Source organism: Peribacillus sp. NPDC055009, from assembly GCF_053608705.1.
This window is the reverse complement of sequence record NZ_JBSGVZ010000007.1, coordinates 158,058-174,969: the sequence shown is the minus strand read 5'-3', so window position 1 is coordinate 174,969 and position 16,912 is coordinate 158,058. Positions and strand designations below refer to the sequence as shown.

At 39.3% G+C, this 16,912-nt stretch carries 13 protein-coding genes, 1 pseudogene and 1 riboswitch; of the genes and pseudogenes, 12 read left to right on the top strand and 2 right to left on the bottom strand.

Annotated features, from left to right (window positions below; translation table 11 throughout):
• Window positions 1–181 precede the first annotated feature (181 nt).
• On the top strand, window positions 182–2,098 hold the full coding sequence (locus tag ACWF5P_RS13285) for a helicase C-terminal domain-containing protein (RefSeq protein WP_434167300.1): 1,917 nt from the start codon (window positions 182–184) through the stop codon (window positions 2,096–2,098).
• Window positions 2,099–2,228: 130 nt separating this feature from the next.
• A complete protein-coding gene (locus ACWF5P_RS13280) occupies window positions 2,229–3,746 on the top strand; it encodes a carboxypeptidase M32 (protein WP_434167299.1) in 1,518 nt (505 codons plus the stop codon).
• 168 nt (window positions 3,747–3,914) lie between these two features.
• Here the strand turns inward: ACWF5P_RS13280 and ACWF5P_RS13275 are convergent.
• Window positions 3,915–4,247, bottom strand: a pseudogene (locus tag ACWF5P_RS13275) (transposase); the annotation flags it as partial.
• 662 nt (window positions 4,248–4,909) lie between these two features.
• Window positions 4,910–5,011, top strand: a riboswitch (purine riboswitch).
• Between the two features lie 161 nt (window positions 5,012–5,172).
• Here ACWF5P_RS13275 and ACWF5P_RS13270 point away from each other — a divergent pair.
• Together ACWF5P_RS13270 and ACWF5P_RS13265 are read left to right on the top strand one after the other, a co-directional pair.
• Window positions 5,173–5,772, top strand: a complete 600-nt coding sequence (locus ACWF5P_RS13270) for a xanthine phosphoribosyltransferase (protein WP_434167298.1) — start codon at window positions 5,173–5,175, stop codon at window positions 5,770–5,772.
• Window positions 5,765–7,078: a nucleobase:cation symporter-2 family protein gene (locus ACWF5P_RS13265; protein WP_452444958.1), complete on the top strand. Its 1,314-nt coding sequence runs from the start codon at window positions 5,765–5,767 to the stop codon at window positions 7,076–7,078. Before ACWF5P_RS13270 ends, ACWF5P_RS13265 begins: the two co-directional genes overlap by 8 nt.
• 341 nt (window positions 7,079–7,419) lie before the next feature.
• Here ACWF5P_RS13265 and ACWF5P_RS13260 read toward each other — a convergent pair whose 3' ends face one another.
• Entirely contained in the window at window positions 7,420–7,611 is a 192-nt protein-coding gene (locus ACWF5P_RS13260) for a hypothetical protein (protein ID WP_434169693.1), read from the bottom strand.
• Window positions 7,612–8,059: 448 nt separating this feature from the next.
• Between ACWF5P_RS13260 and ACWF5P_RS13255 the strand changes: the two genes are divergently transcribed.
• The 8 genes from ACWF5P_RS13255 (at window position 8,060) to ACWF5P_RS13220 (ending at window position 16,889) form a co-directional block, all read left to right on the top strand.
• Entirely contained in the window at window positions 8,060–9,148 is a 1,089-nt protein-coding gene (locus tag ACWF5P_RS13255; protein ID WP_434167297.1) for a 3-oxoacyl-[acyl-carrier-protein] synthase III C-terminal domain-containing protein, read from the top strand.
• Window positions 9,148–9,678 carry an isoprenylcysteine carboxyl methyltransferase family protein gene (locus ACWF5P_RS13250; RefSeq protein ID WP_434167296.1) on the top strand — a complete coding sequence of 177 codons (531 nt, stop codon included), beginning with the start codon at window positions 9,148–9,150 and terminating at the stop codon, window positions 9,676–9,678. The genes ACWF5P_RS13255 and ACWF5P_RS13250 overlap by 1 nt, the downstream gene beginning before the upstream one ends.
• Window positions 9,679–9,836: 158 nt before the next feature.
• The gene (locus ACWF5P_RS13245; RefSeq protein ID WP_157830996.1) at window positions 9,837–10,001 is read left to right on the top strand and encodes a hypothetical protein; all 165 of its coding nucleotides are present in this window, start codon (window positions 9,837–9,839) and stop codon (window positions 9,999–10,001) included.
• A gap of 193 nt (window positions 10,002–10,194) precedes the next feature.
• Window positions 10,195–13,908, top strand: a complete 3,714-nt coding sequence (locus tag ACWF5P_RS13240) for a dynamin family protein (RefSeq protein WP_434167295.1) — start codon at window positions 10,195–10,197, stop codon at window positions 13,906–13,908.
• Window positions 13,909–13,923: 15 nt separating this feature from the next.
• The gene (locus ACWF5P_RS13235) at window positions 13,924–14,685 is read left to right on the top strand and encodes a DNA polymerase beta superfamily protein (RefSeq protein WP_434167294.1); all 762 of its coding nucleotides are present in this window, start codon (window positions 13,924–13,926) and stop codon (window positions 14,683–14,685) included.
• 12 nt (window positions 14,686–14,697) lie between these two features.
• On the top strand, window positions 14,698–15,525 hold the full coding sequence (locus ACWF5P_RS13230; protein ID WP_434167293.1) for a rhodanese-like domain-containing protein: 828 nt from the start codon (window positions 14,698–14,700) through the stop codon (window positions 15,523–15,525).
• An 85-nt stretch (window positions 15,526–15,610) separates the two neighbouring features.
• Complete coding sequence (locus tag ACWF5P_RS13225) at window positions 15,611–16,486, top strand: 5'-3' exonuclease (protein ID WP_101223445.1); 876 nt, start codon at window positions 15,611–15,613, stop codon at window positions 16,484–16,486.
• A 121-nt stretch (window positions 16,487–16,607) separates the two neighbouring features.
• The gene (locus ACWF5P_RS13220; RefSeq protein WP_230176922.1) at window positions 16,608–16,889 is read left to right on the top strand and encodes a DUF6123 family protein; all 282 of its coding nucleotides are present in this window, start codon (window positions 16,608–16,610) and stop codon (window positions 16,887–16,889) included.
• Window positions 16,890–16,912: the final 23 nt, after the last annotated feature.

Here is a 16,912-nt window from a genome sequence, read left to right as displayed (position 1 = left end):
TCTTGGAGCCTGTCTTTTATTTTACGAATCGGGCAACCAGACAGCATACATACATATTGCCTTTCATTCTGATAATAGGTAAATATCTTGACTACTAATGTGAAATAAAGGATAATATACTTTTGCCTAAGATAATAATGATTCGGATTTTATATAATGATGATAGATAAAAGGGGAGACCATGATGCTTAAAACACTGCCTTTTTCGGTAACAAAGGAAGATTCTTTTTACGATAAGCTTTCAGAATGGATCGGTGATGTTTTTTACGATATTCTTCCCGAAAAAGGATTTGAGCTGCGTGACGAACAAATCTTCATGGCTTTTCAGTTAGAAAAAGCCTTTAAAGAAAAAAATATAAGTTTTGCTGAAGCAGGGGTAGGGACTGGTAAGACTTTGGTCTATTTACTGTATGCGATTTGTTATGCGAGATATACGAATAAACCGGCAATTATTTCATGTGCAGATGAAACGTTGATTGAACAGCTTGTCAAAGAGGAAGGCGACATCCAAAAAATCAAGAATGCTTTAGGTATTGAAGTGGATGTCCGGCTTGCCAAATATCACGATCAATATGTATGTCTTAAGAAATTGGATTATGCTGTGAATCATGAGGATTCAGAGGGGATAGATCAGCTCTATGATGAACTTCCCAAGTTTGTTCATGATAACTCATCCATGAACGCCTATACACCATATGGGGACCGTAAACAGTATCCATATTTAAATGATGAAGACTGGTCTAAAGTTGGCTGGGATCAGCTTCAAAACTGTTTTACTTGTGATAAACGCCATCGTTGTGGGCAAACCCTATCACGGGACCACTATCGAAAATCAAGTGATTTGATCATTTGTTCACATGACTTCTTCATGGAGCATGTATGGACTAAGGAAAAGCGTAAGCGTGAAGGACAGTTACCATTACTGCCTGAACATAGCTGTGTTGTCTTTGATGAAGGCCATCTTTTGGAATTTGCTGCTCAAAAGGCTTTAACTTATAAAGTTGGGGAACAAACCCTCGCTTCGGTTCTGGAATTGCTAACAGCCAATCAGGTTCGTGAAGAAACCTTATACATCATCGAGGACTTAATTGATATCAATGAAGAGTTTTTTGATTTGTTGGATGAAAAAGCGATACATGTCAGCGGGTCTAATCGTTATGAAATCCCAATGTCAAAAGAAATAACAAGCTTTGCCCAAAAGCTTCATAAAAAGGTTGAAGAGTTAGAGGAGAACCTAGTTTTTGAAGCGGAAATGTACACGATCAATGATTATGATTTAAAAGTGACGGAAGAGTATTTAGAGCAGCTGGGCTATTCCCTTTCTCTATTTGTGAAGGATGAACAGGCCGTTTCCTGGTTTGAAGAAAATGAAATGACCAAAACATTGGTGATCATGCCAAGGCTAGTGCAGGATATTTTGTCTGAACAGGTATTCTCGAAAAAAATCCCTTACATTTTTTCATCGGCAACATTATCGGATAATAAATCCTTCCAATATATTGCAGATAGTTTAGGGATAGAAAAGTATGACAGCTTTTCCGTTGAATCACCATTTGATTACGATGAAGTCATGAATATGAACATGCCGGTCTTCGAAAATGGAGACCAATTGGCAAAACTTCAATATACAATGAATACAATTGAGGAAAATGAAGGTCGAACACTAGTGTTATTCCACTCAAAAGAAGAATTGCAATGGTTCAAGGAAAACTGCCCAGTATCATCCTATCCATTTTATTTTGAAGGGGAAGCGGAAATCAGCGAGCTTGTTAAGAAGTTCCAAGAGGATGAGCAATCTGTCCTTTTCTCCTATCATTTATGGGAGGGTCTTGATGTTCCAGGACCTTCATTACAAAATGTAGTGATACACTCGCTTCCATTCCCGCCTCGCGATCCGGTTTTCGAAGCCAAACGTAACTCGGTTACCGATGCATTCGAAGAGGTGGATCTTCCATACATGCTCCTTCGATTGCGCCAGGGAATAGGGCGTTTGATCAGGACGAGCAATGATTCGGGAACCGTCCAGATTTTGATTGAAAAGAATCTTTCGGAACATGTGAAAGAGAAGATTGTATCCATTCTTCCTGTAACGATTTAAATATAACCCCCAAAAAAAGAGCCAAGGGAACCCCTTGGCTCTTTTTTATTTTAATTTATTAATCGGAGTGGTTCTGATATGAAAGACTTTTGTATAATATGGTAAAGTGTAGTTGGAAGGAGCAGTGAATATGAAAAAAAAGGGTATAGATCTGATAGAAAAAGAGTTTAAAGAATATGTAAAGAAAATCTCTGCTTATAATGAAGCTCTCGCGTTAATTTTTTGGGATTTGCGTACAGGTGCACCTAAAAAGGGAGTTGAGCAGCGTTCCGAAGTTATCGGTATGCTTTCCTCCGAAGTGTTTAATATGAGCACAAGTAAGGAAATGGAATCCTTCATTGCAGAACTTTCGATGGATAAAGCCATTCTTGGTGAATCGACGAATAAGATGGTACAAGAGTGTAAAAATGAGTTTGAAAGGAATAAGAAAATTCCTGTGAACGAATATAAGGAATTCGTCATTTTACAATCGCGTTCCGAAAGTGCATGGGAAGAGGCAAGGGAAAAAGCTGATTTTTCTTTATTTCAACCTTATCTGGAGCAAATTGTAGCATATACCCGCAGGTTCGTAGAGTACTGGGGATATGAAGGGACGAAATATAATACCCTTTTAGACATATATGAACCAGGAATGACTGTAGATATACTTGATGGAGTATTCAGTGAGCTTCGGTCGAGGATCGTTCCCTTGGTAAAACAGATTGCAAAAAGCGAACATAGACCGGAAACAGCGTTCCTATATAAAGAATTTCCAAAAGAAAAACAGCATCAATTCAACTTGGAAATTTTAAAACAGCTAGGATACGATTTCAAGGCTGGCAGGCTTGATGAAACAGTTCACCCTTTTGAAATTAGAATAAATAGGGGCGATGTCCGGGTGACGACCCGATACGATGAAAATGATTTTAGGGGGGCAATCTTTGGTACCATTCATGAATGTGGACATGCCATTTATGAGCAGAATATCGCTGAAGAGTTAACCGGAACACTTCTCGATAGCGGGACATCAATGGGGATCCATGAATCACAATCTTTGTTTTTTGAAAACTTCATTGGGCGGAACCATAGCTTTTGGAAAAATAAATTTTCCTTATTAAAGGAATATGCTCCCGAACAATTCCAAGATGTGACGCTGGATGAATTTTACCGGGGCATTAACGAATCAAAACCATCGTTCATCCGTATTGACGCTGATGAACTGACGTATCCTCTACATATTATGATTCGGTATGAACTGGAAAAGGCCCTCTTTAATGGGGAACTTGAAGTGAAGGATTTACCGGAAGTCTGGAATGAAAAATACAAGGATTATCTGGGAATTGTGCCTGAAAATGATGCAATGGGCGTGTTGCAAGATGTACACTGGGCAGATGGCAGCTTTGGTTATTTCCCTTCTTATGCATTGGGATATATGTATGCAGCTCAAATCAAGCAATCGATGCTTAAAGATTTGCCTGATTTTGATGAACTGTTGGAAGCGGGTGATATTGAACCAATCAGGAAATGGCTTAATGAAAAAATACATAAATACGGAAAAACAAAAAAGCCTCTGGAGATTTTGAAAGAAACGACAGGGGAAGGCCTGAATGTTCAGTATTTAATAAAGTATCTTGAAGATAAATATAAAGAAGTTTATAAAATCAAATGAATCAAAGAAGAAGGACTTGGATTAAATCTCAAGCCCTTCTCAGTTTGTAGACAAAAGGGGTTCGGAATTAAAAATTCCGAAACCCCTTTTGAAATTTCCTTTAAATTTCCGCCTGAAATTAAGAGATTGGGGCTCTACAAGCCCACCAGGTTAGGCCATTTTTGGACCTTACCATGTCCAATTGGCCATCTTCTTTAAAATAACAGCAGCGAAAGTAAGCATCGCCTGCATTGACAATTTTTAAGTCCCCTTAAAGTAGTCCACTGAATACCATTCTTTTGCATTTGCGAATACACGCTCAATCGTTTCTTTACGTTTCGCATATATAGGTTTTACATCTTAATGATGACGCAGATGATCTGCTTCTTCCGCATATGTTTGCCAGATAGGCCGTGTCACCACTTTTTGATATTCTTTTGTACACGGTGATAAAGATGATGAGCATGTTGCACAGAGGTGTTTTGGTGATTTGTACTCACGATAGCCCTCTTTATATGTTGAATACATATCTTTCACCAATTCATAAATGAAAAAAAGTCAATGGCAGCCTCCATTTCACGAACCAAATGGTTCGCTGGCACTAGTTGATTTAAAGTAATCATTTTCATTTGATTTCGCTGAATAGAATCATGATAGAAAGCATCCTCATTCCCTCAAGTTTTATAAATTTAAAAACAATCAAGACTTTAAGCAAAAGGATTCTATCTAAAAGTTAAAAACAAGTTGATTGGTGCGGGTGTGCGAGACTCTTGCGGGAAAAGCGAGTCCAGGGGAGACCCCGGAGGCACAAAGGCGACGAGGAGGCTCCCGGACCGCCCCCGGAAAGCGAGTGCCTGTAGAGGAAATCAACGGTCAAATTGTACAAACCATAAATAACTGTAGACAAACTCGATTTTAATCGAAGTTTGCCTACAGTCTGAGAAGGACTTGGGTTAAATCTCAAACCCTTCTTCTTTCTTTAGGGTCGCTACAAAAAACGCATGGTATATACCAGTAAAATGGAAAATGGTGTTTTTTTTGATAGGAAATCCAAGTTATTTAGGTTTGGTGATTTCACAATTTTCTAATAATACGAATAATGATTTATTTTTTTAATTTAAAGTTCGGCTTTTTATCAAAAATTACTTTTCAAATAGAGCCAGCGTTGGTATAATTCAGATATTAATATAATATAATGTTTCACTCGTATAATAGCAGGGATATGGCCTGCAAGTTTCTACCGAATTACCGTAAATAATTCGACTATGGGTGAGTAATAGATCTTGTTGCGTAATGAAGGCTTTTGTTGATTCATTTTTCATTCATGCCCAAGAAGTATTGCTTCACTCCAAAAAAGTGCCGCAATGTTTCTTGGGCTTTTTTATATGCCGGGAAATAATTGTGTGGTTTATGGGTCAATAAACATCCAAGATTGGGAGGAACCTTCATGCAACTTTTAAAGGAAAAAATCTTGTCCGAGGGTCAAGCTTTATCAGAAGATATTTTAAAGGTAGATTCATTCTTAAATCATCAAATGGATCCTATGCTAATGAAAGAAATTGGTAAAGAATTCGTTAATCGTTTCGAACACAAGGAAATCACGAAAGTGCTGACAATTGAATCATCAGGCATTGGTCCTGGTTTGATGGCTGCTTTGGAATTGGGAGTTCCGCTCATTTTTGCCCGTAAACGTAAATCACTTACTTTAACAAATGATTTAGTGACGGCTTCCGTTCATTCCTTTACAAAAAAAGAAACCAATACCATTACGGTTTCCAATAAATATATTGAAGCTGGAGATAAGGTCTTGATCATCGATGACTTCCTTGCGGTCGGACAGGCAGCCAGGGGCTTGGTGGAAATCTGTAAGCAGGTTGGAGCAGAAGTGGCCGGAATCGGCATCGTGATTGAAAAAGCATTTCAAAGTGGTGGTAAGGATCTTAGGGAACAAGGCTTCCAAGTGGAATCACTTGCGAGAATTGCTGAGTTGAAATTCGGTGAGATAACGTTCACTGATGAAAAGGAAGGAGCAGCCGTCAATGTCTAATCAATCACCATTAAAAGTTGCATCCTTAGGATTACAACATGTTCTCGCCATGTATGCCGGTGCCGTCGTCATTCCATTGATTGTCGGTGGGGCGCTGGAATTGACTGCAGCGCAGTTAACTTATTTAGTTTCGATAGATATTTTGATGTGCGGGATAGCAACTTTATTGCAAGTGTGGAAAAATAAATTCTTTGGAATTGGGCTTCCGGTCGTCCTAGGCTGCACATTTACAGCAGTTAGCCCGATGATTGCAATTGGTACGCAATATGGAATCAACTCCATTTATGGATCTATTTTGGCGTCGGGATTGATCGTCATTATCATTAGTAAGTTCTTCGGAAAACTGGCAAGGTTCTTCCCGCCCATTGTCACTGGATCGGTCGTTTTGATTATTGGCATTACGCTCATTCCTGTTGCAATCAACAACCTTGGTGGAGGCCAGGGAGCTGCTGATTTCGGAGACTTGAATAATGTAGCTCTTGGTTTTGGAACTTTATTATTCATCATTTTCATGTATAAATTCTCGACGGGATTCGTACGCTCCATTTCTATTTTATTGGGGCTGTTAGTCGGAACCTTTGCGGCCTTCTTCCTTGGAAAAGTGGATTTTACCTCAGTGGTCAGTGCCAATTGGCTGCATATGCCACATTTTTTCTACTTTGGAACTCCGACATTTAACGTCACGGCAATCATTACAATGACATTGGTGGCGATCGTCAGCTTGGTGGAATCGACTGGTGTTTATTATGCCCTTGGTGAAATCACGGACAAAGAGATTTCAGAAGACGATCTAGCTCGCGGATATCGTTCTGAAGGACTTGCCATCATGATTGGCGGTTTGTTCAATTCGTTTCCTTATACAGCTTTTTCACAAAATGTCGGCTTGATTCAATTGTCAGGCATTAAAACAAGAAATGTCATATACACAACAGCCGGCATTCTCATTTTCATAGGTTTTGTTCCGAAAATCGGTGCATTCACGACTATTATCCCTTCATCCGTGCTTGGCGGTGCAATGGTTGCGATGTTCGGGATGGTAATTGCCGCTGGAATTAAGATGTTGAGCAAAGTGGACTTTGCTTCTCAAGAAAATTTATTGATCATCGCTTGTTCAGTAGGTATGGGACTTGGAGTGACGGTCGTTCCTGAGTTATTTGCGCAAATTCCGGAAAGCTTTCAAATCTTAACTGAAAACGGTATTGTAGCCGGAAGTTTGACAGCCATTTTCTTGAATATTGTCTTTAACATCGTCCCTACAAAAGGCAAAGTGAAGGAAACGCGTATTGAAGGTCAAAATGTAGCCTGAATATAGTTTCGCTAAACTTGATAGATTCACCCATTAAATGCCCAAATTTCTCAGATGATGAGGATTGGGCATTTTTACATTTAGGCCGAATAATATCATTGATAATCAAATTGGCGTTTTGTCAGATAAAAGGAAACTCTCTTCACTTTTTGAATATATTGATAGTATATGTTCAGGAAAGTAGTGATAGGGATGGAGAAAAAATATTGTATTCATTGTCGGACCATTCTAAGCCAGGAGTATAGGTGCAGTGTGTGTGGAAAAGAGGAGTTTCAAAATATCATCATACAAGTGCAAAATCAATCTTCAGTAAAGAAGGAAGAATGAAAGTGCCCCCTTACCTAAAATCGGTAAGGGGGTTTTATTGTTTTGTGAATTACATTTCGATCATTAAGATGATAAGAAGGGTACCTACGCCCTTTTATGATATGGGTAACATGCATTTCGCCATTGCCCACAATGACGGTGGGCGGTGTAATATCAATCAATGGATTCTCTTCTGCTAAAGGGGCGGTAATATTACCGGCAATTATGTTACCGAATTCTACTGCATAAGATCAAGCATTTCACCTTCTAACGGCATGCCGAACATACTTTCACCTATTTTACTCATGCATCCGTTAGTCCCCTCAATCATTATTCTCCCAAGGATATCCCCTGTCATGCCAATAAGGACGCTATTGGGTTCCTGTTCGAAAGGCTGTCTTATAATGTAAGGCTTTTAAATGTCCAAAGAGAAAGGAATAAGGGACTATCGCCCAGGATGGTTCCATATAACAATTTTGTGATTATAGTGTTGATTTCCAATTTCATTCCCACTTGTATGGTTATGTTCTTTTATCGAATTTATAGTCTTTTTTTCTATAAGAAAAAAGGAAAAAATATTATAAGATCCAGACAAATATAACCATTTAGCTATAAAGCATAATTGATATCCTGGTGGGTATATTAACCATATCATGAATAATTAGGGGTGGAATCATGCCGTATTTATTATCTGCATCACATGTAAAGCTGCCATATTTACTTTCACAGGAAAAAATCATGGAATTTTCGAGAGAAATATTTGGAGCATCTTTTAAGAATATAGAACGGTTACTAAAGGCCTTTAAGAATGGACAAGTGGAGAATCGATATTTTTCAAATGATCTCGATTGGTTTAAAGAGGATCATTCTTTTGCCGAGCGGAATGATTTATATATACAGCAGGCAGTCAAGTTTGGGAAAGAAGCTATAGAAAAATGCTTAGCGAACACAGCATTTTTAAAAGAAGAACTGCCGGCAAACGAGTTAGATGCTTTCTTCTTTATCTCAAGCACGGGGATTGCCACCCCGACCATTGATGCCAGGATAATGAATGAACTTCCATTTAACCCGCATGCTAAAAGGATTCCGATTTGGGGGCTTGGCTGTGCAGGGGGAGCGAGTGGACTATCACGTGCTTTTGAATATTGCCAAGCATACCCGACTGCGAAGGTCATTGTTTTAAGCGTGGAGTTATGCAGTTTGACATTTCAAAGGAATGATATCTCCAAAAGCAATTTAATTGGGACTTCCTTATTTTCCGACGGAGTAAGCTGTGTTTTGGTTTGCGGTGATGAAGTGCCGAATGAACAGTTTTCAAAAAAAGTAAGACATTTGCAATTTTTGGATTCGCAATCGACGCTTATGCCGGATTCATTGGATGTCATGGGTTGGGATGTAAAAGATCAAGGGTTATACGTGATCTTTTCGAAAGATATCCCTACAATCATCAAGGATTGGCTTAAACCGAATGTTCAAGAGTTCTTAATGGAGAATGGATTCGATTTAAACGATATAAAAGATTTCATCGCTCATCCTGGAGGCAAGAAAGTAATTGATGCATATCACGAAGCTCTCGGGTTCGATGAAAGCATGACGGCAGAGTCAATGAGCGTATTGCGTGAATTTGGCAATATGTCATCAGCGACTATTTTGTATGTTCTGGAGAGGTTCATGCAGCGGGGCGGGAATAAAGGTGAGGTGGGCCTGGCTGCTGCATTAGGGCCTGGGTTTTCATCTGAACTTGTGTTAATGAGGTGGAAGTGATGATCTTTGCCATTCTCATTATCTTGATCGCTATACAGCGCCTAGTTGAATTATATATCGCCAAACAAAATGAAAAACAGCTGAAAGCTGCAGGAGCAGTGGAATACGGTGAGTCCCATTACAGGTGGATGGTTCTAATGCATCTTAGTTTTTTTATTGTTCTCATTATTGAAGTGATCGTGCTTGAAAGGAATATGTCTGGACTTTGGCCAATTTTGCTGACCCTTTTTCTAATTGCGCAGTCAGGCAGGATTTGGGTAATCCGTTCATTGGGCAAACATTGGAATACAAAAATCATAGTGGTTCCTGATGCCGATGTAGTCATTAAAGGTCCTTATAAATATTTCAAACATCCGAACTATATCATAGTCGCAACTGAGATTTTAGTTATTTCCTTATTATTCAACGCATATTATACTGCTATCATCTTTAGTTTATTGAATGTTTGGATGATGACGGTAAGAATCCCGCTGGAAGAGAAGGCATTAAAGGAACATACGGAATATTCTACGGTTTTTAAGGGAAAATAATAAAAAAATTTAATTTCTTATTGAAAATGATTATCGTTCGTGATAAGATTCTAAATGAAGATGAAAATTATTCTCATTCGGATCTCGATAATTTTATTTAAATAACTAATAACTAATAACTAATAACTAAAAGCTAAACAATATATAAGAGGATGGTGTTGGTAATGGTTTGGGTATTCATTTTATTGACAATCGCTACATATGGTTTTGTGATGAAACATGTATTGAATAATATTCAAAAACCGGCAAAGGCATTAAAACCTTATACCGAGTCACCAATTGAAAACCGAGCTGCTTTTAACCCCACCCCTACAACCAGGTAAACATCCTGGTTTTTTTTTTTGCATTCCAAGTCAATATGAATCAAACTGCATGAATCCACCAATAGGTGGTTTTTTTTTTGAACATGGACTGTAATGAATCATATAGTAAAAATAAAGCTGATGGTATGAATAACAAACGAAATCGTTTACAATAAGAATATCAAAATGACGATAGATTAAGGGGTATGGATTCATGATTCAAGAAACATTAAAGCAACAGTCCAAATTGGGGATTTTGACTGCCATGTATGAGAAATTTCAATCGGCAGGTGATACAGGCAATGCCGATAAACTGAAACAGTTAATCATGAAAGTGAATAAAGAGGAGTTCATCATTGCTTTTTGCGGGCATTTTTCAGCGGGGAAATCCAGTATGATCAATTTTTTCCTTGGTGATCAAGTACTGCCTTCAAGTCCGATTCCAACGAGTGCAAATACGGTAAAGGTCCAAAAAGGCGAAGACTATGCCAAGGTCTTTTACCATCATCAGCCACCAGTATTATTTCCTGCACCTTATGATTTTAAAGAGGTCAAGAAATTTGCCAAGGATGGAGACTCAGTATCGGCAATAACGATAAGCTCCAATGATTTTTCACTGCCGGATTCATGTGCGATCATGGATACGCCAGGAATTGATTCAACAGATGATGCACATAGAGTTTCTACGGAATCTGCCTTGCATCTAGCTGATGTCGTCTTCTATGTCATGGACTACAATCACGTCCAATCAGAGGTGAACTTCCTATTCACTAAAGAGCTGTTAGAGGCTGAAAAACCGACATACTTAATTATCAATATGATTGATAAGCATGATGAGAACGAGCTTAGCTTTCAAGACTTCAAGCTTTCCGTTTCTGAAGCATTTGCGAACTGGAATGTATATCCTGACGGGATTTTTTATACTTCCGTAAGAGACTTGAACAATAGTGAAAATGAAATAGAAGTGGTCAAGCAATTCATATATGAAATGGCTGGCAAAGGTCTAAATGATGGCAAAGATGCCATCATGCAATCTGCCAATGCCCTTGTCGAAAGGCATCTTAATTGGCTGAAGGAGCAGTATGAAGAGGAACATGCCGATGATTTTGAAGTATTGTCAGAACTTCCTCATGAAGAACGAGTACACCTGACGAATCAAGTGGACAGCCTATTGAAAGAAAAAAAATCATTAACGGGACGCATAGAGGACATCAAGGTCCAATACGCTGATGCATTAGAAACGATTTTGAAAGGTGCGTACATCATGCCCGCGGCAACACGGGACCTAGGTAAATCTTTCTTGGAATCGGCTCAGCCAGATTTTAAAATGGGTCTATTATTTGCCAAGAAAAAAACGGATGCCGAACGTGAGGCACGTATCAAGGCGTTCTTGAGCGATCTACAAGAAAAGGTAAAAACCCAGCTTGAATGGCATATTAAAGAATTAGCAGTTAAAATGCTTAATCAAGCGGAGATCCATGATTCAACACTTGAAGGTAAGGCTCAGGCACTTCAGATCGAGGTAACGGAATCTTACATAAAAAATTCTTTGAGGCCTCAAGTCGATATTACGGGTGAATACGTTTTAAACTATACGAATGATTTAGCATCAGCCATCAAAAAGAAAGCACGTGATGTATCTGAAGGATTTTTGAATGAAATGGTTACCGTTATGGAAGGAATAGTGGAACAGCAGTCTATATCCATCGATAAGGAGCTTGAAGGATATTCTGAATTTGCGGAAGCCCTTAAAGTTACTGCTGCGATGAACGCGGAAATCGTTTACCAAACGGAGCGTTTAGAGGCCATTGCCCATCAAACTGAATCATTAGCAGATGAGCGTGATATCGATATGCTGTTAACTCAATGGAAGGAAGAGGAAAAAAATATTACGGTCAAAATCATGAAAACCGAAAAAGGAAGTAATTCAAGGTCCGTCAACGAACAACCTGAAAGTGATTATGATAAAGAAAACAAGGAAGCTGTACCTTCCGTGACAGTTTCTTCATCTGATGCTGCTGATTTACGCGGAAAAGAAAAGCTGATGGAGACTGCAGCGAGTTTACAACAGGCAGCCAAGCTTATACAACCTTTGAGAGGATTTCAATCACTTTATAAGGAATTGAAAGAGAAGGCAAATCGCTTGGAACAGCAGACGTTCACGGTTGCCCTCTTCGGTGCATTCAGTGCGGGCAAATCTTCATTTGCCAATGCGTTGATGGGAGAAAGTGTTCTTCCTGTTTCACCAAATCCGACAACTGCCGCAATCAACAAAATCATGTCTTCGGACGCTGAGCATCCACATGGAACGGCAACCGTCAAATTAAAGACCGAAGCGATGCTGTTGGAAGATGTAAGCCTGGCCTTGGCAGCTTTTGATAAATCGGCAAAGACTCTAGATGAAGCCCTCCAACTAGCAGGGCAAATCATTGCGAAGGCGGGGGAAGTCGATAAGGGGAAGACTCATTTATCCTTTCTAAGGGCTTTTCATCAAGGGCTGCCTGAGTACCAAAATGATCTAGGAAATGTGGTTACGGTAGATCTTGAAGGATTTAAACGTTTTGCTGCAGAAGAGTCCAAGTCATGTCTTGTTGATCTGATTGAATTGCGTTATGACTGTGAAATGACAAAGCAGGGGATGGTCCTTGTTGACACGCCTGGGGCGGATTCGATAAATGCACGACATACAGGAGCAGCTTTCGAATATATTAAGAATTCGGATGCCATTCTTTTTGTGACCTATTATAATCACCCATTCTCACGGGCGGACAGGGAGTTCTTGATACAACTTGGACGTGTGAAAGATTCATTCGCTATGGATAAGATGTTTTTCATTGTCAATGCCGTCGATCTGGCTCAAACCACTGACGAATTGGACGAAGTGATGGATTATGTCACAGATCAATTGAATGGATTCGGAATCCGTTTTCCAAAACTGTTCCCGCTTACGAGTAAGGGAGCTTTGATGGAAAAACAAACGCCTGGTTCATTTAAGCATTCTTTCCTTCCTAATAGCGGAATTTCCGAATTCCAAGGCCAATTCGATTCTTTCATAGAAAACGATTTAACTGGACTTGCAATTGAATCGGCTCAAGCGGCTGTAAAAAGAACGGAAGAACTGCTACGAGATGTAATTACAGCTTCAAGGCAGGATGAGAAAGCGAAACGAAATGCCCTGGAGACCCTTTCTCAAGAGGCACAGTCCATTTCGGAACTCCTCTCAGTCATTAAAGGGGATGCAGAAAGGCAGCGTTTGAAAAAAGAAGTCGACGAATTGACCTTCTATAGTAAACAACGAGTCTTCTTCCGGTTTAATGATTTCTTTAAAGAATCGTTCAATCCGGCTGTTTTAAAAGATGATGGAGGCGATCTGAAAATTGTCCTCAAGCAATCGATGAAGAACTTATTGGATGCGTTAGGCTTTGACCTTGCCCAGGAAATGCGGGCAACGGCATTAAGGACGGAAATGTTCGTAAATAAATTACTGAATGAGAAACAAAGCAGTTTGCTTCAGCAAATGCAAAAAGTAAGAAGAACCCTTTCATTGCAGCCATATGAGCCTAATGAGAGGGAGTCCATTGAATTTACAGGAGCTTTTGCCCAATTGGATACGGGAGAATTCAAAAAGGAATTAGCATTATTTAAAAATCCAAAATCTTTCTTTGAAAAAAATGAGAAAGCGAAAATGAGCGAAGGGCTTCAGAAGCGTTTGGATGAACCTGCCCTTATATATGTTAAAGAACAGGGTGAGCGGATTTTCGAAATGTATACTGAAGTCCTCGATCAAGAGTTACTCGCGATTCAAAAAGAGTTTAAAACGGAAATATCGGATATCTTTGCAGGCTTACGTGCAGCATTGGAGGAAACGGTCGATTTACCGTATTATGAAAATGCTGTAGCTGAATTGGCAAAAATGCATTCGAAATAGAAACGAGGTTCATTCATGAAAGAAAACCTTATTTCAAGATTGAGATACCTGGAAAAGAAAGAGGATATGACCATTTTGATGGCTGCTGTTACTGGCAGCCATTCTTTTGGTTTAGCATCCGGCCAATCTGATTATGATGTTCGATATATATATGTTCATAATGATAAGCGATCATACCTCAGCTTAAGTCAGCCAGTTGAAGTCATTCAAATGAAAGAAGGCCAATTTGACATGGAAGGCTGGGATCTATTTAAATCATCACGTCTTACCTTAAAGAGTAATCCTGCTTTATTTGAATTATTTCAGTCGCAAATCAAGTTGATTATGCATCCGGATTATTATAGGAAGATGAATGGTTTGATAGCGGATTGCTATTCCAAAAAGGCACTGGGGCACCATTATTATCGGATGATGAGCGACAATCTTCAACAATTGACAAAAACAAGGGAATCCAAAAGAAAAGAACTAAAAATATGGGTACAAGTATGCCGTTCATATTTAATCTTGGAATATATCATCCAACGGGGTTCACTGCCACCTTTATCGGTATGGGAATTACTTGATTTGGTTTCAATTGATCAAGACCTGAAAACCCGGATGACCCGGATATTCAAGGCAAAACAAATGGAAGAATGTATAAGCAACAATGAAAGTGAAAAGAATCTTTTGCTATTGGAAGGGAAATCACTTTCCTTAAAGAATGAGATAACCGGGCTACATCAAGGGAAGAGCATGGAAACGGAGCTTAATGAATTAATTTGGGCCATTTTGAAGTAGGGGGTTATACAGATGAGTTTAATAATCGAAAAAGAAGAGCTGTTGCCGTTGTTGAATTCCAATGATATCAGAATTTGTGACTGCCGCTTTCAGCTAGGCACTCCTGATGCAGGGTATAAGGCATACAAAAAAGACCATATTTTAGGCGCTGTTTATTTCGATCTAGAAAAGGACTTATCGGGTCAGGTTAAAGAACATGGAGGAAGACATCCTCTTCCTGACCTGGAAACCATTAAAGGTAAACTGGAATCACATGGAGTCACCAATGATACGGTACTCATTGCTTATGATGGCGGAGAAGGTTCTTTTGCTTCCAGGTTTGCGTGGCTGCTGAGCTACCTTGGACATAGGAAAGTTTTTGTTCTTAACGGGGGATATCGCGCCTGGAGGGATGCGGGCTATCCCATTGACTCGAATCAAACGAATTATGTGCCAGCTGAATATCATATTGATTTAAATGAGTCCGTTTTTGCTTCTTTCCAAACAGTAAAGAATTACACAATGAATAGGCCAGACGATGTCATTTTAATCGATTCAAGGGAATCTAAACGCTACGAGGGAATTGAGGAGCCGATTGATAAAAAAGCCGGCCATATACCTGGTGCCGTAAATAAGGTGTGGACGAACGTTCTGGAAAATGGCTATTTTAAAAAGAAGGAAGATCTTCAGTCGAATTTCACAGGCATCGGTAATGATAATGAAATCATTGTTTACTGCGGTTCAGGTGTAACCGCATCACCAAATTATATCGCCCTGAAAGAAGCGGGTTTTAAAGATGTGAAGATTTATATTGGCAGTTTCAGTGACTGGATCTCCTATGATGATAATCCAATTGAATAATATTTTTTCCAATTAAACGATCCTTAAAAAAGGGGACGGTTATGTTAAAATGGAAGTACATCATGATAGAGGTGATAATGTGTTAATGAAAGAAAACGAGCAGCACCCTTCCTTTATGCTTGTCGATGGGATGGCGCTTTTATTTAGAGCTTTTTATGCAACGGCTGTTACTGGTCAATTCATGATTAACTCGAAAGGCATACCAACCAATGCCGTTCAAGGTTTTTTGAAGCATATGCTGACGGCGGTGAATCACTTTTCACCCAGTCATGTAGCGGTTTGTTGGGATATGGGCAGCAAGACCTTCAGAAATGAATTATTTGATGGATACAAGGCTAATCGATCAGAAGCTCCAGTCGAAATGATTCCTCAATTCGACCTGGCGAAAAAAGCGGTTGAAGCATTTGATATCCCTAACATAGGGCTCTCTGGATATGAGGCGGATGACTGTATCGGGACAATTGCCAAAGCATCTGCCCAAAATAGCCGGGTGGGTATATTGACTGGCGATCAAGATATGCTGCAGTTAATAGATGAAAACATTTCCGTACTTTTGTTAAAAAAAGGGTATGGTAACTATGAGGTGCATAATCCCGATAGCTTTTTTGAATGGAAAGGGATTACACCAAGACAAATGATCGATTTAAAAGCTTTAATGGGTGATACAGCTGATAACTATCCCGGAGTTAAAGGAATAGGGGAAAAGACAGCGTTGAAATTATTGATCCAGTATCAAAATATCGAAGGGATTCTTGAAAATGTTGCTTCATTGACGAATGGGCAACGGGCTAAAATTGAATCCGCCGTCGATATGCTTCATTTATCCAGAAAGCTAGCAGAAATAAAATGTGATGTACCAATTTCATGTTCTTTGGACGATGCGGTCTATCAGTATGATCGCGAGAAGGTAAAAAATCTGGCTAATGATCATGAATTCAGGGCTTTACTGCGAATGATTTAATCAAACAAGCGGAGCTTCCCAATGGGGGCTCCGTTATTTTGTATGGTGATTTTTTTGTCGAAAAATGGATAGTCAAAATCTTTGATATACGGTAAGATGAAAATAAGGTATGAAGTATGGAGTGGATGCAGAATTGGCGAAGTCAACTGAAGAGTATGTTAGTTTTTTAGAGGGTAAGGGATTCACTTTTGGTAATGACGCTATTGGTTTTATTTATTTTGGTAAGCGCTACACGGATGCAAGTGATATTTTAGTCAATGCAGCAATAGAATTGACATTGAAGGTACAAAAGAATTTTGATGGCAGTTTTTATATTTCCTTTTTGGAAAACTTAAAACAAAATGGCATTGAAACGCGTAGTGCAGCGGTATCGTTTGCAAAAGAACAGGGGCTGCTTAAATAAATCGGACTTCGTAACTGGAAGTC